Origin of the sequence: Polaribacter cellanae (genome assembly GCF_017569185.1) — a bacterium.
GTDB classification, from domain to species: domain Bacteria; phylum Bacteroidota; class Bacteroidia; order Flavobacteriales; family Flavobacteriaceae; genus Polaribacter; species Polaribacter cellanae.
The window spans coordinates 1,158,534-1,183,039 of record NZ_CP071869.1; the positions used below are offsets into that span (position 1 = coordinate 1,158,534).

Consider the following 24,506-nt stretch of genomic DNA (forward strand, 5'->3'; position numbering starts at 1 on the left):
CAGAAATTAAAAGTAAATAATTACGACACTTTTAGAATTTCTAACTTTAACATAGCAGATTACAAAGACACACAATTTTTCTTAAATGCTTTAAAAACGTATCTTGGTCAAATAAATTATGTATTAAATGGAAGATGTACTTATAAACTTAGGAAAAGAATTAAAAAGAATTAGGTTAAGTAAGGGGTTAAACCTTAAAGAAGTTGCTAAAATGAGTGATGTTAGTATAGGACTTATCTCTAAAATTGAAAATTTTAGAACAACTCCTTCTCTTCCTGTTCTTTTAAAAATAATGCAATCTTTAGATATAAATTTATCAGAGTTAAACTTATCTACTTCAAAAGTAGACAAGTACATTCTTATTAAAAAAGGTGAAGGTGAAATTGAAGAACGGGATGATTCGAAAGGTTTAGAATATACTTTTCTATTTTCCCACGCTATCCCCACGAGTAATCTAAGAACTTATATCATTAAAATAAAAGAAGGTATTTACAGAAAACCCGTTGCTGGCGATACTTATGAAATTGCTTATGTACTTCAAGGTAAATTAGATTATATACTTGATAAAGAAATTATAACTTTAAATGAGGGTGATATTTTATTTTATGATGGCATATTTCCATTAGGCTGGAATACAAAATATGCTACCAATGCCACCCTACTTAAAATGTATTTGATTAAAAAACAATGAAAGAATTTTCAAAAGTTCAAAATTACTGGAGAAAGCGAATTTTTGCCCTAACATGGCTTGCCTATGCAGGCTTTTATTTTGGACGTAAAAACCTATCGGTTACTTGGAGTTCAATGGAAGCCGATTTAGGCTTAAACAACACAGATTATGCAACCATTATATTTATTTACAGTTTAGTATATACTATAGGCCAATTTTTAAATGGTTATTTATCCGATACTTTTGGCCCACGTAAAATTGTTAGTATAGGTTTATTTCTTGCAGCTATTGCAAACTTTTTTTTAGGAATGTCTTTTTCTGCAGGAATCTTAATTTTTCTAATTGCTGTAAACGGATATGGACAATCGACTGGATGGAGCGGCTTGGTTAAAAATATGACTCCATGGTATAAAACTAACGAAAGAGGTATTGTTATGTCATGGTGGTCTACATGCTATGTAACTGGAGGGTTTTTGGCTACTGTTTTTGCAACTTATGTTGCCTTTGATATGGATTTTATGTCAGAAATAGGATGGAAAAGAGGATTTTTTTTCCCATCTATCATACTTTTAATCTTGGCATTTCTTTATTTACTTTTTACCAGAAATAATCCTGAGGATGTTAATATTCCTCCTATTATAGAAGATAAATATCAATTCCAATCCGAAGCAACCAAAAAATCTGAAAATATTAAAATACTAAAAATCATTTTAAAAAACAAAGCACTTTGGATTTATTCAAGTTGTTATATGATTCTTAAAATGACACGTTATGCCTTTTTATTTTGGCTTCCCATTTATCTCGAAAAATCTTTAAATTACGACGTAAACGATGCAGGGTACATTTCATCTGTTTATGAATTAATTGGCTTTTTCGGAGTTATACTTGCGGGTTATGCTTCAGATAAATTTTTTAATTCGAAACGGTTTAGCACTGTTACCATTATGATGGTTGGTTTAGCGTTGGTTTGCTTAATTCATCCATACATGGCAACATTTGGTAAAATTGGTGTAATTATAAGTATTGCCTTAATTGGTATAGCAACCTATGGTCCAGATTCATTAATTTGCACAGCAGGCGCTATGGATGTTGGTGGTAAAAAAGGTGCAGGAATGGCTGCAGGAATTATTAATGGTGTTGGGTCTGTAGGGCAAATGTTTTCGGGGTTTATTGTGGTTGCCGTTAACGAAGCTTATGGTTGGAATAATTTGTTTTATTTCTTTGTTATTTTAGCTTTAATAGGTGGTGGGTTATCTGCCTTAAAATGGAACTTTAAAAGTCCAGAAACACACAATTTATAAAAAAAATTATCTTTGAAACACTATAACTAAAATAAATCCTCATAAAACGTTTTTATGGAGAAAATTAGAAGAATTTGGTGCTTGTTTTAACAATTTTAAGTTGATAAAATGGAAAGATTTTAGACATATACTTTATAATTTATCTTACAATATTAAAGAAACAAACAATCTGTCAAAAAAAAAAGATACCATTTTAATTTACCAAACAGTAAAGTTAAAAATCGGGAATCTGAATTGATAAAACCTCTTTAGGAGCAAAAAAAAAACTGGATAGATATAACCACCAAAAATTAATGTAGAATAAAAAAGTACTTTATAAAAAACCTTCAAATAATTTAAAAACTTCTAAAAAATAATGAAAAAATATTTACTACTTATCTTTAGTTTTTCTCTTTTATTGATTTCTTGCAATCAAAAATCAAAAGAAAAAACTTCAAACGAAGAAAACATAATTCAACAAAAACCAAATATTATCATTTTTTATGTAGATGATTTAGGTTATGGCGATTTGAGTAGTTATGGTGCAGTTGGTGTTTCTACGCCAAATGTAGACAAGTTAGCAAAAAATGGAATTAAATATACAGATGCCCATAGTTCTGCAGCAACCTGTACTCCTTCTCGCTATTCTTTGTTAACTGGGCAGTATGCTTTTAGAAATAATGCACATATTTTACCTGGTGATGCTCCATTATTAATCGACACAAAAGAAGCAACATTATCAAAAATGTTAAAAAAAGCAGGTTACAATACAGCTGTTGTTGGTAAATGGCACTTAGGCCTTGGAAATGGAGAAACGAATTGGAATGAAGAAATAAAACCAGGACCATTAGAAATTGGTTTCGACTACAGCTTTTTATTACCTGCAACTGGAGACAGAGTGCCAACTATTTTCGTGGAAAACCACAGAGCCATTAATTTAGAAAAAAACGACCCCATTCAAATTAATTATAAAAAATCTTTCGATGGCGTTCCAACAGGTAGAACTAACCCAGAATTATTAAGATACCCAGCAGATAACCAACATAGTGAAGCAATTGTAAATGGAATTAGTCGAATTGGAAACCAAATTGGAGGTAAATCTGCATTATGGACAGACGAAGATTTCCCTTATATATTTACAGAAAAAGCGAATCAATTTATAGAAAAAAATAAAGAGAATCCCTTCTTTCTATTTTTCTCTTTTCATGATATTCATGTTCCAAGGTTACCCAATAAACAGTTTCAAGGAAAATCTACAATGGGTTTAAGAGGAGATGCAATTGTGCAAATGGATTGGATGACAGGGCAAATTATAAAAAAATTAGAAGAATTAAATATTGATAAAAATACTCTTGTAATTTTTACTAGTGATAATGGGCCTGTTTTAAATGATGGTTATAGCGATAAAGCTGAAGAGTTATTAGGAAACCATAAACCATCTGGACCTTTTAGAGGTGGTAAATACAGTGCTTTTGAAGCTGGCACAAGAGTTCCAATGATTACTTACTGGCCAGGAACTATTAAGCCAGGAGAAAGCAAAGCTTTAATATCTCAGACAGATTATTATACTTCTTTAGCAAACATTGTAAATTATAAAACAACAGCCCAAGAAGCTATTGACAGTAAAAACTTAGAAAAAACACTATTAAATGCAAATACTGAAGGAAGAGAATTATTATTAGAAGAATCCTTTACATTGTCTTTAAGAAAAGGAGATTATAAATACATTGCTCCTTTAAAAAATAGAAAAGCCAGGAAATGGGTTTATGGTAAAAAAATTGAAAGTGGTGCCGCTAACGAACCTCAATTATACGACTTGTCTAAAGATATGGGTGAAGAAGTAAATATTGCCAAAGACAACAAAAAATTAGTTGAAAAAATGCAAGCTAAAATTGATAGTATTGTTGCTATTTCTAAGAAATAACTACAACATAAAAGATGCTATTTCTCATTAATTATCATCTACATTTTTAATGTATACATCGCTAAAAAAGGCAAAACATGTCTTTGGAGCTATTTCCTAAATTAAAGAGATTTCGATGTTTAACCAATTAACTATCAAAACCTTAAGTGTTTTTCTTTAAAAAATAAATGTTATTTCGATGACGCAGGAAGAGGAATCTTACAAATTGTAGTTCTAAATTATAAGACTTCTCCTATCATTCGAAATTAGAACAAACGTAAGACATTGTTTATAAGTGCATTAAAATGAAGTCATATATTATTTCTTAAATCGAACTCACGTTAAACTAATTATTTTATTCTTGAATTTGAAATGTGTTAAGGCACATTCAGAAAATAGGTTATTTTTAAAAATGCAGCTAAAATTGCGGGCAGAATTATTTAAATTCTACCCTCAATTTTTGTTTTAAAGCTGTTTTAAGTGTTCAGTTTCTTAAAAACTTCCCAACAAGACATACCTCTCCCATAAAACTATATTCAATGCTTCAAATTTAGACTACTTGTTGTGCTGTTTTAGCTATTTTTCTTCGGCCAATTTCAAGAGCATTCCCTGTGTGTATTCCAAAGAATATCCATAGAATTTCATTCTTTTTAGTTTTGGCTTTTATTTTTCGTAAGTGATAATATTCTTTATCCTTTCCAAAAGAACCTTCTAATCTTGTAGCTCTTTCTTTTGCGATAATAGCTCTAAGTTGCTTTTTTTCTTTATGATTTTTCGGCTTTTTTCCCTTGGGGATAAAGTCTGTTTCTATGTTCTTAGAACTACAGTGTTTTCTATTTTTATTGGTGGCATAAATTTTATCTGCTCCAGCTATTTTTACTTTTTTTCGAGTTAATCCTTGTGCTTTTTGGACTGTTTGAATAAAACGATTTCCTTCATGAAATGCATTAAAGTTAATATGTTCGATAAAGCTAATTCCATCAATTTGAACTTTGTTAACTTTTGCTCCAAATTCAACAGGTTTTACTTCCTTTCCTCGAACAATAGGACGAATATAATCCTTTTGAATGCTTACAATTCTATCTTTGATTTTTTCTCCTGTATCAAAATGATCTTTTTGTTGTTTGTAAATCCTTTGAATTGTATTTATTCGCTTATAATACAAAGCTATAAACTCAATATTGTGATTTTCTGACAACTCTTTTTCAAAGTTGATAAATTTACTTAACAGATTGAGTAAACCTCGGGTTAATGAAATACGTTTCGACTTGGTTTTTCTTCGCATTTTACTAAATCCTTGATAACGTTTTTTCCACTTGATATATTTACTTCTAATCATTTTAACCCCTAATATAGAGCAGGTTTTACGTAATTGATTGTACAACCAATGAACCGACTCCCAAAGTAATTTTTGGATGCTAGGGTAACGAACTTCACTTTCATAACAAGTAGCATCCATTACAATTTGATTGGGGTTTTCAATTTCGTTTTTCCAAGAGTTGAATAGAATTTTTTCTATGGAATTAATATCGAGTTTCTCTGCTAATTCACAACGTATTTGGCTCACTATTTTATAGTTTGTTAAGCGTTCAAAACCTAGTTCTATATCACAGAAAAATTGATAGTCTAAATTCGAGTTTAGTTGCTCAATCAATTTTCTATCTGAACAATTAGCATAATGTTTTAAAAACATTAAACCTAGTCTTCCTTTAGGACTAAAAAGATAGTTTCTCCCTTTTGATTGTTCAGAAATACCAAAAGAGCTAACTAAATCATTCCAAGGAATTGCAGAGTAGATTTTACCTAAATCTCCCTCTAAAAATCGCGCATAATGAGCATCATAATTCTCGCTGAGGGGAAAAAATTGAAATGCGGTGTTGCATTTCAGAAATTCTTCGTACTTTCATAATTGTCGAAATTAAAACCCCGTTTTTTGCCTATATTGGCCATTTTCGGGGTTTATTATAGCTACAAAATACAACAAATCCCTCGTAAAAACAAGGGATTCGTTGTTTTATGAAAGCGCCTGTTAAAAACCTTTTAAAAAGAAAAAAGAGGCTGTCTTAAAAGCATTATAATTTGTTACTTCGACTGTAATGGAAAAATCTTTTTTTATTGAATTTCAATATTTTAGATTTTTCGAGTTCAGTAAAATAACAGCTAAATCTACTTTTAAGACAGCCTCTTTACTTATAAAATTCTATTCTTTAATATTTAAAGTTGATTAAAGAAATACTAAATATAAATTTAACTACTCTTTATAAACTCCCATATTTGCGTATTTATCCATTCTTTTAGAAACTAAATCTACTTCAGATAAATCTTTTAATTCTTCAAAAGCACTTACAATTTGATCTTGTACCGCCTTAAAAGCTCCTTCTCTATTAGAATGTGCGCCTCCAACTGGTTCTTTTATAATTCCATCAATTAACTTTAACTTTTTCATATCGTTTCCAGTTAATTTTAGAGCCTCTGCAGCCTGTTCTTTAAACTCCCAGCTTCTCCATAAAATAGAAGAACAAGATTCAGGAGAAATAACAGTGTACCAAGTATTCTCCATCATATAAACTCTATCTCCTACTCCAATTCCTAATGCTCCACCAGAAGCTCCTTCACCAATAACAATAGTAATAATAGGAGTTTTTAAACGAGTCATTTCAAAAATATTTCTCGCAATTGCTTCTCCTTGCCCACGTTCTTCTGCTTCTAAACCTGGATAAGCACCTGGTGTATCTAATAAAGTTACTACAGGAATTCCAAATTTTTCCGCCATTTTCATTAAACGCAAGGCTTTTCTATAGCCTTCTGGATTTGCCATTCCAAAATTTCTATATTGGCGAGTTTTGGTATTGTATCCTTTTTGCTGACCAATAAACATGTAAGATTGGTCTCCAATTTTACCCAAACCACCAATCATCGCTTTGTCGTCTTTTACACTTCTGTCTCCATGTAATTCCATAAAAGTATCTCCACAAATCGCTTCTATATAATCTAATGTGTAAGGTCTATTTGGATGTCTAGATAATTGAACCCTTTGCCAAGGTGTTAAATTCTTATATATATCTTTTCTAGCTGTTGCTAGCTTTTTCTCTATTTTTTTACAAGTAGCTGTTACATCTACCTCACTTTCTTCTCCAATAATTTGGCATTTTTGAAGTTGATCTTCTAGCTCTTTTATTGGCATTTCAAAATCTAAATATTCCATTTTGTAGTTATCTGATTTTAGTTATTTGTAAAGACAAACATACTATAAAATTTACTTTTTTAGGCAAAATAGCCTATTTTTTTCTACTTACTTTTTGTTTGAACTTGTCTTTTAAACTCACGCTGTTTTTTATAATTCCGTTTAACAATACTACAAATAAAACAATAAAAGCTCCTAAATAAAAAGTAGGACTCATTTGTTCTTTATCTCCAAAAATAAGTAATGCCAAAATTATCGCGTAAATTGGTTCTAAATTAATGGTAAGCATTACTGTATATGGAGATAAGTGCTTCATTACTTTTACGGAAGCTATAAAAGCATAAGCAGTACAAACACTGCTTAATAACAATAAGTACAGCCAATCCATCGTTGGAATTTGGAAAAACTCAGCAGAGAATCCGTTACTAAAAAGTAGATAAACTGTAATAAAAACAACTCCAAATAAAAGTTGATAAAAAGAAATCGTACTTGCACTATGTTTTTTGATAAACAAACCATTTAAAACTGCAAATAAAGCTCCCAAAAAAGAAGCAATTAGTGCATAGATAATTCCAAGTTTATACGCACTTTCAAAATTAAAAATTACATATAAACCAGCGATTACTAACAATCCTAAAATTATTTCAACAAATTTAATTTTTCTCTTGAAAAAAACGGGCTCAATTAATGATGTAAAAAAAGCACCTGTACTCATCGTTACTAAAGCTACAGAAACATTGGAAACTTTAATTGCTTTAAAAAAGAAAATCCAATGAAGTGCAATAAGAACTCCTGTTAAGAAAAACTTAGCAATGGTTTTTTTTATCAATTTTAAACTTTTTTTTCTTCAACAAAAAATAAAGAAAAATAAAAAAAACTGCCAGTAACATTCGATACCAAACTAAAGGAATTGCATCTATCGTAATTAATGTACCTAAGATGGCTGTAAACCCCCAAATAAAAACAATGAGATGTAAAAGTAAGTAGTCTTTATATCTATTTTCTGGCATTCCAATAAAGATAAATTGCTAGTAAACCAAACATTATATTTGGGATCCAAACGTATATAAAGGAATTTACACCAGCTACAGAACCTAAAACTTCGCCAATTTTCATGAAGAAAATGTATAAAAACATAATTCCAATTCCAATAGCTAAGTTAACCCCTGTACCACCTCTTCTTTTTCGAAAAGCCAGTGCAACTGCAATAATAGTAAGTATATAAGAAGCTATTGGCAAACTGGTTCTTTTGTGGAGTTCTACCAAATAGGCATTTAAGTTTTTTACACCTCTTTTTTTAGACAAATTTATAAATTTAATTAATTCATTTGAAGGCATTTCTTGTGATAAAGCAGATTTATAAATTAAATCTCTTGGTGTAAAATTAAAAACAGTATCTATTTTATTTCCTTTAAAAATACTATCTCTATCTTTATAAATTAGTCTTTTTCTCCAATTCGTTAGAGAAAAAGTAGAATCTTTAGTATTGTAGCGTAAATTATCTGCAGATAATTTTGATTTTAACTTTAAACCATCGTAAGTTTCTGATGTAAAATTATAACCTGAATTTGTTTCTGTATTATAGTTTTTCAAATAAATATATGTACTATCTGTAAGCTGTAAACTAAAATCGGATATGAATTTTAAATCGTTTTTTTCGCGTGTATTACTTAAATATTTTTTTTCAAACCCTTTTCTTACTTTGCTACTGTTAGGTACTACAAAATGATTCATTCCCAAAGAGATAATGGTTACTAAGCTTGCTCCAATAAAATAAGGGTACAAAAACCTTGTAAAGGAAACTTTCGCATTCGTAATGGCAATAATTTCTGTATTATTTGACAGTTTAGAAGTAAATAAAATTACAGCTATAAACAATGCCAAAGGCATAAAGGTATTTGCGTAATATATTATAAAGTTTTTATAATAATCGTTTAAAATTTCTTCTAAGCCCAAGTTTGTATGCTCCAAAAAATTATCTATTTTTTCTGAAACATCAATTGCAATTGCAATGGGTATTAAGATTAATAAGGTAAACAAAAATGTTACCAAATAACGCCTTAATATGTACCAATCTATTATTTTCAAAATTATTGTTGTTGGTTAGTGACTTATAGTTAATGGTTTATGGTTTATGCTAAAAACCAACAACCATAAACTATTAACTATAATCGTTTATCCATTTGTTTTACCATTTTGTCTTTCCACTCTCTAAAATCTCCTGCTAAAATATGTTTTCTTGCTTCTCTTGTTAACCAAACATAAAAACCAAGGTTATGAATCGACGCAATTTGTTTTCCTAACATTTCTTTGGAAGCAAAAAGATGACGTAAATAGGCCTTAGAGTATAAGGTATCTACCCAAGTAATTCCCATTTCGTCTATTGGCGAAAAGTCGTCTTCCCACTTTTTATTTTTTATGTTGATAGAACCATGAGCCGTAAACAACATTCCGTTTCTGGCGTTTCTTGTTGGCATCACACAATCGAACATATCAATTCCCAAAGCAATATTTTCTAAAATATTAATTGGCGTTCCAACACCCATTAAATAACGTGGTTTGTCTTCTGGCAATACTTCACAAACAACTTCCGTCATTGCATATAATTCTTCTGCTGGTTCTCCAACTGAAAGTCCGCCAATTGCATTTGCTTGCTGGCTTGAATTTGCGATATATTCTGCAGATTGCTTTCTTAAATCTTTATACGTACTTCCTTGTACAATTGGCATAAATGTTTGTTCGTAACCATATTTAAAAGGCAGTTTTTCTAGATGTTTTATACATCTATCCAACCATCTATGTGTCATGTGCATAGAACGTTTTGCGTAATTATAATCACAAGGATAAGGTGTACATTCGTCAAAAGCCATAATAATATCTGCACCAATTGTACGTTGAGTTTCCATAACGTTTTCTGGAGTAAAAAAGTGCGTAGAACCATCTATATGACTCTTAAATTTTACGCCTTCTTCGTTAATTTTTCTTCTCCCAGAAAGTGAATATACTTGGTAACCTCCAGAATCTGTAAGAATATTTCTATCCCAATTCATAAACTTGTGCAAACCACCCGCTTTTTCTAAAATATCCATCCCTGGTCTTAAAAAAAGATGATAGGTATTTCCTAAAATAATATCAGGATTTACCTCGTTCTTCAATTCTGTTTGATGCACTCCTTTTACGGTTCCAACAGTTCCCACAGGCATAAAAATTGGAGTTTCAATTTCTCCATGATCTGTAGTAATTGTTCCTGCTCTTGCTTTGCTTTTTGGGTCGGTAATTTTTAAGTCAAATTTCATTGGTGGCAAAGATACTATTATTTAAGAATTGATAAATAAAATGAACTGTTATATAAAACCAAAAGTTAAATTATTGATTTTGCTGACAAATATGCGCGTTAAGGATTGTAGTGGAAATCCTTTTTTATTTTAAAAATAAAAAAGATTGCAACGAAAAGCCTGACCTGAAAGGGAACGCCAAAAAAAAAATTACCAACGTTTCTTTTTAGAAGAACTCGAATTATTTCTCTTGTTTTTCGATGAAGATTTTCTAAAAGAAGCACTTTTTCTATTAAAATCGTTTTTAGAGGGTGCCAATTTTCGCTTTGGTTTTGCTACTTTCGGAGTATTTTTAACTTTGGAGGCTTCTTCGGTTTTAGAGGATGTGGAAATCATTTTATTAATTTCTTTCATCTCCTCTTCCGTTAATTCGCGCCAATCTCCAGATTGTAAATACCCTAACTCAACATTCATAATTCTGGTTCGTTTTAACTTAGTTACTTCGTAACCTAAATACTCGCACATTCTACGAATTTGACGATTTAAGCCTTGTGTTAAAATTATTTTGAAAATTTTATCACTTACTTTTTCCACGAAACATTTCTGGGTAACCGTTCCTAAAATAGGAATTCCATTTCCCATTTTTTCGATAAAATTTGGCGTGATTGATTTGTTTACAGACACAAAATATTCTTTCTCGTGATTGTTTCCTGCTCGTAAAATTTTGTTTACGATATCACCATCGTTTGTTAGAAAAATTAACCCTTCAGAAGGTTTGTCTAATCGCCCAATTGGAAACAATCTTTCTGGATAATTTATGTGTTTTACGATGTTATTTGGTTCTCTATCGTCTGTGGTAGAAACGATTCCTACAGGTTTATTTAATGCAATATAAATGGTAACGTTTTTGGGCGTTACTATGCGTCCATCTAATTTTACAACATCTTTTTTAGCAACTCTATTACCTAACTGCGTAGGTTTTCCATTGATGGTAACTCTGCCTTCTTTAATAAATTTTTCGGCTTCTCTTCGAGAACAAATCCCTGAAGAACTGATGTATTTATTAAGATTGATGGTATTTTGTGAATTAGAATCCAAAATTGTAAAATTTTATGCAAAAATATGGAAACTTTTGCGACGAATTCACGAATTAAAAGATGATTTAAAAAAATGACACAAATTTCACAAATAGCAAGGGGCTTAAAACTGTTGTTGTAATTCTATGGTTCTAAACGTTAAATTAATTCTTGGTGTAAAAACCTTTTTTGTTGGTGGCAATCTATGCAACCAATTGGTTTGTGTAAATTCTCTCATCACTAACAAACTTCCTCTTTCTAAAATAATATCGATTCTCTGTTTGTTTTCTTTGTGTTTGAAAGAAAATTTACGTTCTGCACCTAAAGAAAGTGAAGCAATTGCTCCGTTTTTTTTCAGCATTTTTTCTCCATCTGAATGATATGCCATTCCCTCTTCACCTGAATGATATAAATTTAACAAGCAAGAATTATACGTTTCTCCACTTTCTTTTTCTACAATTTCTTTTAATTTCAAGAGCTCTTTTGTAAAGAGATTTGCATTCTTTGTAACTCCTGAATATTTGTAAGAAAATTCCGATTCGCCATACCAAGCTACTTTTCTTTTAGTGATTATTTTCTTTCCAAAAATAATGGCCTCGTCGTTTTTCCATTCAATTGTTTCGAAAAGTTTTTGGTAATAAAAATCACACTGACTTTTATCTAAAACAATACCATGATAATTGGTAACGCCATCGAAAGGTAAAATGTTTTTTATTTTTTCTGAAGAGAATAAATCCATTTTATAAAAATACAATTTATCTTTAATTCTGAAAGAAATTTAAAATGAATGTTAGGTAGTAAAGTTCTTAAAAAACGAATCCTATCAATTGCATCCTGCTTTAACTGGATGATAAAAGAAATTCCTCGCAAATGACTTTAGCCAAAACAAAAATTATCCTTGAAAAAAGTTAAAGACAATTCGCCACGAATGCACGAATTCCTAATCTTTAGGATTTAAAAGTTCAAAAAAAAAATACAAATAAAAATCTCTGATTTAATAAATTCGTGTTTTTTCACGTAATACTAAATAATTCGTGTATTCGTGGCGAAAAAAACACCTAAACTCCAAAAGGATTTTCAATAGAATGTGCAGGTTCTGTAAACCATTTTGCACCTTCGCCTGTCATATAAATATGATCTTCTAAACGCACACCAAATTCATTTGGCACACAAATCATAGGCTCGTTACTAAGGGTCATTCCTGAGACTAATTTTGTTTTATTTCCTCTTACAATATATGGATATTCGTGAATATCTAAACCAATTCCATGACCTGTTCTGTGAGGCAAACCAGGTAAATTATAATCTGGACCTAAACCATTTTTCTCTAAAGTTTCTCTTGAAACATCGTCTACAGAACCACAAGTATTACCTAAAATTGAAGCATTAAAAGCCGCTAATTGTGTTTCTTTTTCAATATTCCATATGTTTCGTTGCAAGTCGTTTGCTTTCCCAAAAACATAGGTTCTTGTTATGTCTGAAATATAATCATATAATTGACAACCTGTATCTACCAAAACCATGTCGTTCTTTTCTAATTTCTTAGGATTTTTAACGCCATGAGGAAAAGAAGAATCTACCCCAAAAAGTACGATACAAAAATAAGAACCCGAAGAAACTCCGTATTTTTTATGTGCTTCATGAATAAAATTCTCTACTTCTTTTGTGGTAATTCCCTCTCTTAAAATTCTTGCTGCTGCTTTTTGAACCTCCAAAGTAATATCCATTACATGTTGCATAATTGCAATTTCTGCGTCAGATTTTATCATTCTACATTCAGAAATTAAATCGGTTGCTTTTTCGATATAAAAAGGATGAATTTCTTTATACAGACCATCAACAATTGAAAATGGTGTGGTTTCATCTAACTGAATTTCTCCTTCGTCAATTTCATTTTCATCTAAAACCTGTAAAAATAATTTATATGGGCATTCGTGTTCTTCCCAACAATGAATTGTTCCTTCTATTTCTAAAAAATCTTCGATGGTTCCTTTTTCAAAATTCGGAGCAATATAATGTACTTCTTCATTTTGTAAGATAATCGCGCCCACCATTCGTTCGCTTGCATGCCAATGTGTTCCAGTAAAATACAACAAATTTGTACCCGCATTTACATACACTGCTTGCACGTTATTTGTTTTCATTAAACCAGCTAATTTCTGAATTCTCTTTTTGTATTCTTCTTTTTGAATAGGTTTAACTGTTGTTTTTAAAGGTTGAATTGCTGCCAATTCTGCTTCTATAGTTGAACCTCCAATGCCAAATGTTTTCATAGTTTAAAATTTTCTATCAGGATGAAAAGGACTTAAATTTAAAGATGTTTTTTGGTTAGAAATAACTTCGGAAATTAATTTTCCTGTAGCAGTTCCTAAACTCCAACCCATCATTGCATGTCCTGTTGCAATGGTTAAATTTTCGCATTTCGATGATTTTCCAATATATGGCAATCCATCAGGAGAACATGGTCTTAAACCACATGCTGCCTTTTCCTTTTCGGTTTTTGTAATTTGTAAATTGTTATAATAATTTTGTGCGGCTGTTGCAATTGCTTCAACTCTTGTAGGATTAATTGTATGATTAATACCTGCAATTTCCATAGTTCCTGCAAAACGTGTAAAGCCATCCATAGGTGTTACTGCTACTTTTGCTTCACATAAAATGGCTGGAATGGTAATATTTGTTTCTCTTGCTACATTAATTCGATATCCTTTTCCTGCTTGAACAGGAATATTTAATCCTGTTTTTTTTGCCAAAAAAGAACTCCAACTTCCTGCTGCCAAAACAACCTCATCTGCAACAATACTTTGCTTATCAGTAATTATTTTTGATATTTTATTTGCTGACAAATCTATATCTACCACTTTTTCATTTTTAAAAAAAGTAACGCCATTTTCTTTTAAATAAACAACCATTTCTTTCATAAAATGATTTGGTGTCATATGTGCATCAGAATCATAGTAAACAGCGCCTTTTACATTCAAATTTGCATTAGGTTCTAGTTCTTTTACTTGTGTTGCTGTTAAATTTCTAACTCCTAAACCTTCTTCTACTCCTCTTTTTCCAATTGCCCATTCTTCTTCTCCGACTTTGTCGGTTTTGTAGCACATTAACAAACCTTTTCTTTCGTAATGAAAATCGAAATCTTTAGATGCTTTTAAATCTTCATATAAATCTCTTGCAAATAAATTAATGTCTTTTATCGCTTTAATGGAACGCTCTACTTTTTCTTTTGTGGCAGATTTTTTAAATGCCCAACTCCATTTCAAAAAATCGATATCTAATCTTGGTTTTACATAAAACGGACTCTTAGCATCGAACATCCATTTGATGCCTTTTGTAATAATACCAGGTGTTGCCAAAGAAATAAAATGACTTGGAGTAATGTAACCTGCGTTTACATAAGAGGCTCCAGAATTCATATTAGATTGGTCTATTACTGTAATTTCATGACCATCTTTTAATAAATAGTACGCAGAACAAAGTCCAATAATTCCACCTCCAATAATTACTACTTTTTTACTCATTTTATCACTTTATCTACAGTTATAATTCTAAAGGTATTTGAACTAATTGTAATTTTTATATTAAATTTCTTACTTGTTGCATAGAAACTCTTTCCTTCTTTTTCGTAATTTTCTATGAATGTTTCTTTTAAAACTCTCGCAATAAGATTTTCACTTTCGTTTTTTTTTTAATAAGATTCTGAAACACTGAACTTAATTCAGCACAAGCAAGTTCAGAATAATTTATTATTTCAAACTAAATCACCTGAAAACCATGTGCATATGGGTCGTTTTCGTCATCAATAATAATGGTATTGTAACCATACACTTTTGCCCAACCTTGTATACTTGGTATAATTGCTGGTTTTCCATCTAAAGTAGTATCCTGTTCTACTCTTCCAATAAATTTAGAACCAATAAAACTCTCGTGAATAAATTCCTCGCCAATTTTTAATTTTCCTTTCGCATGTAATTGCGCCAATCTTGCTGAAGTTCCTGTTCCACAAGGACTTCTATCGATTGCTTTGTCTCCATAAAAAACGGCATTTCTTCCAGAAGAAGTTGGGTCTAAAGGATTTCCAGTCCACAACATGTGCGAAACATCTCTTATTGTTTCATTTTCTGGATGAATAAACATATTTGGATATTTCTGATTGATTTTTGCTCTTACAATTTGCGAATATTGTACAATTTTTCCAGCAATAAAATTATGAACTCCAGAGAAATTTTTCTGAGAATCTACAATTGCGTAGAAATTTCCTCCATAAGCAACATCAAAAGTAATTTCACCTAACTCAGGACAATCTACCGTTAAATTTTCTGCTGCTACATAACTCTTTACATTTACTAATTTTACCCAATCTACTTTTCCATCCGTTTGTTGATATTCGATTTCTACCAAACCAGCTGGAGCTTCCATTTTAATTTTACCTGGAATTTTTGGGGTAATTATACCTTCTTCAATCGCAATTGTTATAGAACCAATGGTTCCATGACCACACATTGGCAAACAACCTGAAGTTTCTATAAATAAAATGGCAAAATCGTTTTCTGGATTGTGAGGTGGAAATAAAATCGAACCACTCATCATATCATGGCCTCTTGGCTCGAACATTAATCCTTTACGAATCCAATCGTATTCTTTTAAAAAATGCTGACGCTTTTCACTCATATTCTCGCCCACCAAATTCGGACCTCCACCAACAACAACTCTTACAGGGTTTCCACACGTATGTGCATCTACACAAAAAAAAGTTTTTTTACTCATTTAAAGTATGCTTTATGTATTTGTTTACTCGGTTTTCCAATAATAAAGAAATTTATTTTTCAGAAAACAACTTTAATAAACTTCCTAATTATTAAATTTCATCTGTTGTTTTCTTTCCATTTACAGTTCTTAAAATTCCTAAAGGATTTTCGTTTTTAAGTTCTGCTGGAAGCAAATTATTTGGCCAATCTTGAAAACTAAAAGGTCTTACAAAACGTTTTATAGCATCTACACCAACTGCTGTAAATCTACTATCTGTAGATGCTGGATATGGACCACCATGCAACATAGAAGCGCAAACCTCTACTCCTGTTGGAACTCCGTTGAAAATAATTCGTCCTACTCTGTTTTCCAATTCGTGAATTATATTTATATAATTGCTAATTTCATTATCATCGGAAATTACAGTTCCTGTTAATTGTCCTTCTAATTTTGATGTAATTTCTCTTAATTCGACTTCTTCTTTACACTGAACCACCAAAGAATAAGGACCGAAAACTTCGTGATGTAATGTTGAATTTTCTAAAAATGTTTTCCCTTCTACAGTGGTAACTACCTGTTTTACAAAATTTGGTTGCACATTTTCTGAATGTGCTCCTAAAACCTCAATTCCGTTTTGAGACAAGGCTTTTTCTTTATTTTTCTCATAAGCACCTGCGATATTTGGATGCAACATACAAGAAGGTTCTATATTTACAATTTCTTCTGCCAACGTATTTACAAAATTGGTTAATCCTGCTGATTTTATCCCTAAAATTAAACCTGGATTTGTACAAAATTGTCCAGTTCCTAAAGTGATAGAACCTGCGTACGTTTTTGCAATAGCTAACGCTCTATTTTCCAACGCTTTTGGAAAAATAACAACTGGATTTATACTTCCCATTTCCGCAAAAACTGGAATTGGTTCGTCTCTTTTTCCTGCCAAATCGTATAAGGCTCTTCCACCTTTTAAACTTCCTGTAAAGGCAACTGCTTTTATATTAGGGTTTTGCACTAATTCTTGTCCTACTTCGATTCCACTACTATTTAAGTTTGAAAAAACACCATTTGGCATGCCCGTTTTTTCTGCTGCTTTTATAATTGCAGATGAAACTAATTCTCCAGTTCCTGCATGCATTGGATGCGATTTTACAATTACAGGACAACCTGCTGCGAATGCTGCTGCAGTATCTCCACCAGCTGTAGAAAATGCTAACGGAAAATTAGAGGCTCCAAAAACCACAACTGGTCCTAAAGAAACATTCATTTTTCTTAAATCTACTCTTGGTATTGGTTCTCTATCTGGTTGTGCTGTATCTATGGTTGCTTCTACCCAGCTACCTTCTTCCACATGATTTGCAAAAGCGCGTAATTGACCTAAAGTTCTTCCTCTTTCTCCTCCTGCTCTTCCTGCTGGCAAACCACTTTCTAAACAATAAACATTTAGTAGTTCTTCTCCTAAGTTTTCTATTTCTGTTGCAATTGCTCTTAAAAACTCGGCTTTTTTTGCACCAGAAACTTTAGAATAGGTTTTAAAAGCATTTGCTGCCAATTCACAAGCTTTATTTACTTCTGCAGAAGTTGCTTCTGTAAATGTCCACTCGTTTTCTGTATTTTTTTGCGGATTAAATGTTTTAAATGTTTTATTTCCGCTTGCTGTGGTTGTATTTCCTATATAGTTTTTTCCTGTAATCATCTTTATTTATTTTTTAAATGTTTTTTTTTTAAAATTTACTCATTTGTAAGCTACTTTTTTTTGATCGTAGATATTTTTGCAATACTATATTGAAAAGAAAAACCTTTTCTCATAACCATTTTTAGAGTTATGATAAACGTGTTATAAAGTCTACATTATACAATCTGTAAAACGAAGCCTACAAATTATTAAATATTTGAAAGGATCAACTTATTAAATCTAAAACTTCAAGTCTTTCTTTTGCTAAAATATATCTTGCATTCACATCATCAATTTGCTGTTGAGTTAATTTCTTACCAAAGGTACGCAACCCTCCAGCAATATCATTGTGATGTATTCCCATAGCAAGCTTAAGATATTCCATAAGTAGTGGCTGCGCATCTAGATACGATAAGGAATTTAAAGCCTGAGAAATTTTATTTGCCTCAGCCCATTCTCCATTTACAACATATTCCTGCATAGTAACACTTGCTTTTGGAAAGATCGTACCTACACCTGTAATACCACCACTTGCTCCAGCGAGTCCTGCATATACAGTAACTGTATCTACTCCTGCCAAAACTTTTAAATCTTTGTTTTCTAACATCAATGTTTCAATAATTGAAACATCTATAGTGGATATTTTAAGAGCAGTTACTTTAGGAAGAACAGAAAGTTTTAAGAGAAGCTCGGTTGAGAGCGCATGATAACCAGCTGCATCAGGATTGTTATAAGGCATAATTGTTACACCTACATCTTTTGCAGTTGCTTCAGAAAGTGCATAATACTCATACATTTCTTTTTCTGAAGGAATCGCTTTTGTTTTTGGTGGCATAACCATAACTGTATCTACTCCAACTGTTGCAAGTCCTTCAACGATTTTAGCCAGTTCTTCTTTAGTTTCTGCTGCAGCTCCACTAATTAATGGAACTTTGTAGTCTTTAGCAACCTCAGAAAGTGATTTAAGTAAAGAAAGACGCTGTTTGGTGCTCAGGTAGCTATTCTCACCTAAAGTACCAGAACCTACAAGTCCACTCATGTTGCTTCCTCCTTTTCCTTGAATTTTTAAAATACTTGCGGCCTGTTTTTGTGTTATATCATGGTCTATTTCAAGAGCGCCAGATTTTGACTCTTTCAGCCATGTAAACACGGCTGGCATTACTCCATTCCATTGTATACTCATAAATTATTATAGTTTGTGTATTTATAAATTCTTTTTACAAATTTACAGTAGAATTAAAGCTGAAAGTTAATTTCCTTTTATCCAAATTAAATACAATATTATCCATAAAATTAATAAAAACCACTATTTAGGTTATTATTTGCATATATTTGTGAGATGAATTTAGTTATTGATTGTTTTATTTTTTAACGAATCAAATCACTTCAATTGCATCCAGCTTTAGCTGGTAAGAATAATATAGACACAAATGGCTTTAGCCCAAATTAGTCGCTCTGAAAAAAGATTAACTAAAGACTCTACCTTATCTAAACAATTTTCATTGGATTAAAACCTATAGCTATTAAATTATTTTTTTTCGAAACCTATCAAAAAATGAAAGTACTTCCTTTTCAAATACCAAAACCCGAAAATGATGCGCTTGTTTTTCAAGAGGATATTGAGTTTTCTTTTTATAACAAACTGCATCAACATAAAGAAATTCAGATAAGTTTTATCGTAAAAGGTGAAGGAACTTTAATTGTTGGTGATAGGATTAATAATTATGAAGCTGGAAATGTTTTGGTTTTAGGCAGTAATTTACCTCATGTTTTTAAAAGCTCGGAAAATTTAAAAGAGAAGTCTCATATGATTACGCTCTTTTTTACGGAAGATTCTTTTGGAAATGATTTTTTCGATTTGCAAGAACTGAATGAAATAAATCGTTTTTTTGAACAAGCAAAACATGGTTTTAAAATAATTTCTGATAAAAATATTTCAACACTTTTTTTAATGCTGAAAACTGCTTCTAAATTAGAGCGATTTATTACATTATTACAACTTCTTAAACAAACGATTTCTTTAAAATACGAGAGCTTGTCTTCTTTTGTTTACGAAAAAAAATATACAGCTGTAGAAGGAAAAAGAATGCGAGCTGTTTTCGAGTTTACCATGAATAATTTTACGGAAGAAATTACTTTAGACGGAATTGCAAGTGTTGCTTCGATGACAAAAAATGCTTTTTGTAAATATTTTAAAAAAAGGACAAATAAAAGCTATTTTCGTTTTTTAAATGAATTAAGAATTGAAAATGCAAGTAAATTAATTGTTTCAAATACCGATTTTACGTTGGCAGAAATTGCCTATAATTCTGGTTTTAAAAATATTTCTAATTTTAATCGGCATTTTAAAAGTATCAAAAAAATGAGTCCTTCTAATTATCGAAAAAATTACAATTCTTAAATTAATGGAGTTTATATTTCTTTAAAAACGCTTGTAAATCGGTATTTTTAGATTCTGTTTTAAATGCTTTGGGTGTTTTACCGAAATTTTCTTTAAAGCATTTTGTAAAATATCTAGAATCTTTATAACCAACCATATAGGCGGCTTCAGAAACATTATAACCACTTTCTACGATTAATAAGGCTCCTTTTTTTAAACGTCTAGATCTTACAAATTCGACCAATGTTTTTCCTGTAATATCTATACATTTTCTATAAATTACAGAATAACTCATATTTAATGTTCTAGATAACTCGTCTAATTTAAAGTCAGGGTTTTCTATATTCTTATCTAACTCTTTTACTAAACTCTGTAAAAACTGGGCATCTTTAGAAGGTATTTCATTTTTTTCTTGAGTACTAATTACATCTAATTTGTATCTAGAGATTACTTGTTGTTGAGATTCTAAAATATTGTGAATTTTAAGAGTTAGTTCGTAGAAATTAAAGGGTTTTCTTAAAAACTCAATGGCTCCAGATTCTAAGCCTTCGATTTTTATAGAGGTTGAGTTTTTTGCGGTTAAGAAAATTATAGGAATATGAGATGTCGATTTCTTTTTCTTTAAAATCGAACACATTTCTACTCCATCCATAATTGGCATCATTATATCGCTAATTATTAAATCTGGCTTCTTTTTCTCTGCAAGTTCAACTCCTTGTTTTCCGTTTTCTGCAATAAATAAGTTATAGCTTTCTGTAAGGATATCTTTTAGAAAAATTTGCATTTCTACATTATCTTCCACAATTAATAAGGTAAATTTTTTATCTCCTTCCTTTATGTTTTTTTTAATTAAATCTTTATTTAACAAATCGAAATCATTATCGGAAGATTCTGATAATAAGTTGTTCTTATCTAAATTTACTTTTTCTTCTGGAGTAAAAACATTTTCGTCCATAGAAAGAGAAATACTAAATTTTGTTCCTTCTTTTGAAGATGATTTTACCTTTATTTTTCCATGATGAATATTAATTAACTCTTTGGTTAATGCCAATCCAATTCCTGTTCCTTTTCTACTTTTACCTAAATCTGATTGATAGAATAATTTAAAAATATCTTTTAAATCTTTTTCTGGAATACCTGGTCCAGAATCTGATATCGAAATTTTAATTGTTTTCTTATGTTCTTCTACAAAGACCTTTATTGTTCCTTCTGGTGGTGTAAATTTAAAAGCATTGGATAATAAGTTATACAAGACATGCTCTATTTTATCTAAATCGTACCAAACAAATATTTTTTTATTGGGATAATCTTGAATAAAATCGATGTTTTTAAACCTTGCTTGTTCAGAAAAAGATAACGATATTTTTTTTAAATGTGCTATCAAATCATTTTCTGATGCATACACCCTTAACCTACCCAGTTCTTTATTTCTGATAGCCATTAATTCTGTGGCTATTCTAGAAAGCCTGTTTGCATTGTTACTAATTATTTGCAATCGTTGTTTTAAGAGGGTATTTCCATTAGAATCGGCTCTTTTTAACATGTCTGCAATTGGTCCCAAGATTAAGGTTAAAGGAGTTTGAATTTCATGAGACATTTTTGCAAAAAAATTCATTTTAACGGCGTAAATTTCTTTTTCTTGATTGTTATGTAATGTTTCTTCGATTAATCTTTTTTTTAATCGAAACCACAAAAAAATACCATATATAACAAAGAGAAGAAGAAAGGCATATATAAAATACGCCAATGTCGATTTCCACCAATATGGTCTTATTATTAGATTTATTTCTTTTGTTTCGATATCCCAAATTCCTTTTTTAGAACCTGCTTTTACTTTAAAAGTATAATTTCCAGAAGGAATATTTGTATAGGTCGCAATTCTATCTTTTTTTGATAAAATCCAATCTTTATCAAAACCTTCTAACTTATAAGCGTAATAATAATTGGGGTTTGTAATGTTTTCTATCGCAGAAAATTGAAAAGAGAAAGAAGATTGATTGGCTGTTAAATCTAAGCTTTCTAGATTTTCTAATCCGTTTTTTAATTGGTTATTTATAATCTCATTGGCTGGTTTATTTAAGATCTCTAGATAATTAATAAAAAGTTTGGCTTTTGAAATACCTTTATTTAGCTTTTCAGGTAAAAAAGCATTTACTCCATGTTCTCCTCCAAAATAAATATAACCTTCACTGTCTTTAAAAACACTTCTTTTATTGTAACTATCTCCATGTAATCCATCAGATTGATAAAAAGATTCGATAATATCTTCTTTAAAATTATATTTGTGAATTCCTTTTTTAGTTCCTAACCATAGTTTATTTTCTCCATCTGGAATTGCAGAAAATATTACCAAATCTTTTAAGTTTTCTACATTTTCGTAAGAGGCAAAAGTATTTGTTTCGATATTATAATTAAAAAGACCTCCTGGGTACAACACCAACCACAAAGAATTATCGTTTCCTAAAGTTAAAGATTTAATGTTAATCTTTTTTAAATTTTCTTGTATCTTATTATTAAACAGAATTTGCTTAAAATAAGAATCTTTAAATATTTTAGTTTCATTAAATTTAAATAAACCACCACTGTTTACTACAACAAAAATATCTCCATTTTTATCTTCAACTATTCCATGAGAATACATTCCTTTTAGACCATGACTATTATAATCGAAAGTGGCCAGCAATTCTTTTTCTTCTGAAAATATATTAAATGAAGTTTCAGAAGTACTCCAAATTCTATTTTTAGAATCCTTAAATAAGAATCTTATCTCTTCATTATTTTTCCCAGATTCATTTGGTGTGCTTACTTTAGAAAAACCCCCGTCTTTAAAAACCCAGAGCCCGTTTAAATAAGATGCCAACCATATTTGCCCTTTTGGATTTTCTTCTATACTTTGAATATATCTTGCTTTAAAGAACCTTTTCCCTTTTTCATTAATACTGTAATGGATATTCTCATTATTTTTTAAAATTCTATTCAAACCTTCTCCATCTGTACCTAACCATATAGATTTATCCGAAGATTTAAAAATAGAAAGAACAGAGGTTGGTGTATTATTTTTTAAACCATGGTAGTATTTTATATTATTATTTGGTTTCGTTAAAATATTTATCAGACCAGTCTTGTCAAGAAAATACAAATTTCCATTTCTATCTTGAGAAATAGATGTTATAGAGTTATTACTAATAGAAAATCTATTGTTTTTTTGATGCTTAAAGAGTGTTAATTTACCAGTTTCTACATTAATTTTATATAAACCATCTCCATCTGTACCTATCCAAATAAATCCATTTACATCATAAAAAAAAGAAATAATCATATTAAAGTTTTCATTTGAAATACTCTTAACAGGATTACTCTTATAACTTAGAAGAAATTCTTTATATTTTTTTTCTTTACTGTTATATTTATAAACACTTCCATTATCGGAACTTATCCATAAATCTTTATTACCATCTATTGCTATTCTTAAATATGAAGCCTCGAGAGTTGTAGGCAATTTTAATTGTTCTAGCTTATTTTTATCGATAGTATACTTGTAAACTTTCCCTGTGTTTGTCGAAACCCAAAAATTATTATTATCGACAAATTCGATATTTGTAAGTTTAAATGCCAGTTTATTACTTGTTGGTAAACTCGTAATACTGTCTATCTTTTCTAAATTATAACTATATTTAAAAAGAGAGCCTTCTTCCGAACCAAACCAAACTTCATTATTATAAGGAGCAATAGTAGTAATTTCTATTTTTCTTTTACTAAATGCTACATCGTTATTATTTTTTTTTATTTGATTTAAAGTATCTATTTTAATTAACTCTCCATTTAAAGAAGAGAGCCACATATTTTTTTTATCGTCTTTTTTAATTAATAATTTCTGATTCGATTTTTTGAAATTAGTAAAAATCGAATCGTATGAATTAAATAGATATTCGTAACCATTAAACTTGTAAATCCCCTCGTTAGAAGTAATCCATAAATACCCTAAATAATCTTCTTCAATTTTAGAATTTCCTTGAAAAATTTTATCTAACTTTTTAAAATTAACTGGTTCTTGGGAGTATGTAAGACTCGCAAAAAACAAAAAAAAAGTAACTAATATTTTTTTTAAAAAAAACTTCATAGAGCAACATAAATTAAACGATAACTCTAATATAAATAATTAATAGATTCTTTCGATTGTTTTTTTTTGAAAAAACCAGAAGACTGTTACAATTTAATCATTTTACGTAGGTAAAATTGTTTTTTGTTTAATTTGAAGAAAATACATACTGGATTAGCAAAATAAACCTACTTAAAATTATGTTAAATCTTAAC

At 30.3% G+C, this 24,506-nt stretch carries 17 protein-coding genes and 1 pseudogene; 4 read left to right on the forward strand and 14 right to left on the reverse strand.

Annotated features, from left to right (window positions below; genetic code table 11):
- Window positions 1-127 precede the first annotated feature (127 nt).
- The 3 genes from J3359_RS05290 (at window position 128) to J3359_RS05300 (ending at window position 3,874) form a co-directional block, all read left to right on the forward strand.
- Window positions 128-691 carry a helix-turn-helix domain-containing protein gene (locus tag J3359_RS05290; RefSeq protein ID WP_208079694.1) on the forward strand — a complete coding sequence of 188 codons (564 nt, stop codon included), beginning with the start codon at window positions 128-130 and terminating at the stop codon, window positions 689-691.
- Window positions 688-1,971, forward strand: coding sequence for an MFS transporter (locus tag J3359_RS05295; protein ID WP_208079695.1), 1,284 nt, complete (start codon window positions 688-690; stop codon window positions 1,969-1,971). Before J3359_RS05290 ends, J3359_RS05295 begins: the two co-directional genes overlap by 4 nt.
- Window positions 1,972-2,326: 355 nt before the next feature.
- The gene (locus tag J3359_RS05300; protein WP_208079696.1) at window positions 2,327-3,874 is read left to right on the forward strand and encodes a sulfatase family protein; all 1,548 of its coding nucleotides are present in this window, start codon (window positions 2,327-2,329) and stop codon (window positions 3,872-3,874) included.
- Window positions 3,875-4,403: 529 nt separating this feature from the next.
- On the opposite strand, the gene J3359_RS05305 is transcribed toward J3359_RS05300, so the two are convergent.
- From J3359_RS05305 to J3359_RS05365, 13 genes and pseudogenes are all read right to left on the reverse strand, one after another.
- Window positions 4,404-5,741, reverse strand: a complete 1,338-nt coding sequence (locus J3359_RS05305; RefSeq protein ID WP_367890395.1) for a transposase — start codon at window positions 5,739-5,741, stop codon at window positions 4,404-4,406.
- 363 nt (window positions 5,742-6,104) lie between these two features.
- Window positions 6,105-7,058, reverse strand: coding sequence for an acetyl-CoA carboxylase carboxyltransferase subunit alpha (locus J3359_RS05310; protein ID WP_208079697.1), 954 nt, complete (start codon window positions 7,056-7,058; stop codon window positions 6,105-6,107).
- A gap of 73 nt (window positions 7,059-7,131) precedes the next feature.
- The gene (locus tag J3359_RS05315) at window positions 7,132-7,866 is read right to left on the reverse strand and encodes a DMT family transporter (RefSeq protein WP_367890385.1); all 735 of its coding nucleotides are present in this window, start codon (window positions 7,864-7,866) and stop codon (window positions 7,132-7,134) included.
- A gap of 167 nt (window positions 7,867-8,033) precedes the next feature.
- A complete protein-coding gene (locus tag J3359_RS05320) occupies window positions 8,034-9,125 on the reverse strand; it encodes an LptF/LptG family permease (protein WP_208079698.1) in 1,092 nt (363 codons plus the stop codon).
- A 77-nt stretch (window positions 9,126-9,202) separates the two neighbouring features.
- Window positions 9,203-10,333 carry a tRNA guanosine(34) transglycosylase Tgt gene (gene tgt, locus J3359_RS05325; RefSeq protein ID WP_208079699.1) on the reverse strand — a complete coding sequence of 377 codons (1,131 nt, stop codon included), beginning with the start codon at window positions 10,331-10,333 and terminating at the stop codon, window positions 9,203-9,205.
- A gap of 189 nt (window positions 10,334-10,522) precedes the next feature.
- Window positions 10,523-11,410, reverse strand: coding sequence for a 23S rRNA pseudouridine(2604) synthase RluF (rluF, locus tag J3359_RS05330; protein ID WP_208079700.1), 888 nt, complete (start codon window positions 11,408-11,410; stop codon window positions 10,523-10,525).
- 102 nt (window positions 11,411-11,512) lie between these two features.
- Window positions 11,513-12,127 carry an alpha-ketoglutarate-dependent dioxygenase AlkB family protein gene (locus tag J3359_RS05335; RefSeq protein WP_208079701.1) on the reverse strand — a complete coding sequence of 205 codons (615 nt, stop codon included), beginning with the start codon at window positions 12,125-12,127 and terminating at the stop codon, window positions 11,513-11,515.
- A gap of 319 nt (window positions 12,128-12,446) precedes the next feature.
- Complete coding sequence (locus J3359_RS05340; protein ID WP_208079702.1) at window positions 12,447-13,661, reverse strand: M24 family metallopeptidase; 1,215 nt, start codon at window positions 13,659-13,661, stop codon at window positions 12,447-12,449.
- 3 nt (window positions 13,662-13,664) lie between these two features.
- Window positions 13,665-14,912, reverse strand: coding sequence for an NAD(P)/FAD-dependent oxidoreductase (locus tag J3359_RS05345; protein ID WP_208079703.1), 1,248 nt, complete (start codon window positions 14,910-14,912; stop codon window positions 13,665-13,667).
- Window positions 14,909-15,064: pseudogene (locus tag J3359_RS18510) on the reverse strand (DUF3781 domain-containing protein); the annotation flags it as partial. The pseudogene J3359_RS18510 and the gene J3359_RS05345, both read right to left, overlap by 4 nt.
- Before the next feature lie 83 nt (window positions 15,065-15,147).
- Complete coding sequence (locus tag J3359_RS05355) at window positions 15,148-16,158, reverse strand: 4-hydroxyproline epimerase (protein WP_208079704.1); 1,011 nt, start codon at window positions 16,156-16,158, stop codon at window positions 15,148-15,150.
- A gap of 91 nt (window positions 16,159-16,249) precedes the next feature.
- Window positions 16,250-17,833, reverse strand: coding sequence for an aldehyde dehydrogenase (NADP(+)) (locus J3359_RS05360; protein WP_208079705.1), 1,584 nt, complete (start codon window positions 17,831-17,833; stop codon window positions 16,250-16,252).
- A 205-nt stretch (window positions 17,834-18,038) separates the two neighbouring features.
- Entirely contained in the window at window positions 18,039-18,995 is a 957-nt protein-coding gene (locus tag J3359_RS05365) for a dihydrodipicolinate synthase family protein (RefSeq protein WP_208079706.1), read from the reverse strand.
- Between the two features lie 372 nt (window positions 18,996-19,367).
- On the opposite strand from J3359_RS05365, the gene J3359_RS05370 reads away from it, so the two are divergent.
- On the forward strand, window positions 19,368-20,213 hold the full coding sequence (locus J3359_RS05370; protein ID WP_208079707.1) for an AraC family transcriptional regulator: 846 nt from the start codon (window positions 19,368-19,370) through the stop codon (window positions 20,211-20,213).
- A gap of 1 nt (window position 20,214) precedes the next feature.
- Here J3359_RS05370 and J3359_RS05375 read toward each other — a convergent pair whose 3' ends face one another.
- Window positions 20,215-24,312, reverse strand: coding sequence for an ATP-binding protein (locus J3359_RS05375; protein ID WP_208079708.1), 4,098 nt, complete (start codon window positions 24,310-24,312; stop codon window positions 20,215-20,217).
- Window positions 24,313-24,506: the final 194 nt, after the last annotated feature.

Coding starts and splice junctions, on each gene's coding strand:
- J3359_RS05290 (WP_208079694.1), top strand. CDS start 128: ATGGAAGATGTACTTATAAACTTAGGAAAAGAATTAAAAAGAATTAGG.
- tgt (WP_208079699.1), bottom strand. CDS start 10,333: ATGAAATTTGACTTAAAAATTACCGACCCAAAAAGCAAAGCAAGAGCA.
- J3359_RS05365 (WP_208079706.1), bottom strand. CDS start 18,995: ATGAGTATACAATGGAATGGAGTAATGCCAGCCGTGTTTACATGGCTG.
- J3359_RS05295 (WP_208079695.1), top strand. CDS start 688: ATGAAAGAATTTTCAAAAGTTCAAAATTACTGGAGAAAGCGAATTTTT.
- J3359_RS05310 (WP_208079697.1), bottom strand. CDS start 7,058: ATGGAATATTTAGATTTTGAAATGCCAATAAAAGAGCTAGAAGATCAA.
- J3359_RS05340 (WP_208079702.1), bottom strand. CDS start 13,661: ATGAAAACATTTGGCATTGGAGGTTCAACTATAGAAGCAGAATTGGCA.
- J3359_RS05335 (WP_208079701.1), bottom strand. CDS start 12,127: ATGGATTTATTCTCTTCAGAAAAAATAAAAAACATTTTACCTTTCGAT.
- J3359_RS05360 (WP_208079705.1), bottom strand. CDS start 17,833: ATGATTACAGGAAAAAACTATATAGGAAATACAACCACAGCAAGCGGA.
- J3359_RS05355 (WP_208079704.1), bottom strand. CDS start 16,158: ATGAGTAAAAAAACTTTTTTTTGTGTAGATGCACATACGTGTGGAAAC.
- J3359_RS05375 (WP_208079708.1), bottom strand. CDS start 24,312: ATGAAGTTTTTTTTAAAAAAAATATTAGTTACTTTTTTTTTGTTTTTT.
- J3359_RS05345 (WP_208079703.1), bottom strand. CDS start 14,912: ATGAGTAAAAAAGTAGTAATTATTGGAGGTGGAATTATTGGACTTTGT.
- J3359_RS05300 (WP_208079696.1), top strand. CDS start 2,327: ATGAAAAAATATTTACTACTTATCTTTAGTTTTTCTCTTTTATTGATT.
- J3359_RS05370 (WP_208079707.1), top strand. CDS start 19,368: ATGAAAGTACTTCCTTTTCAAATACCAAAACCCGAAAATGATGCGCTT.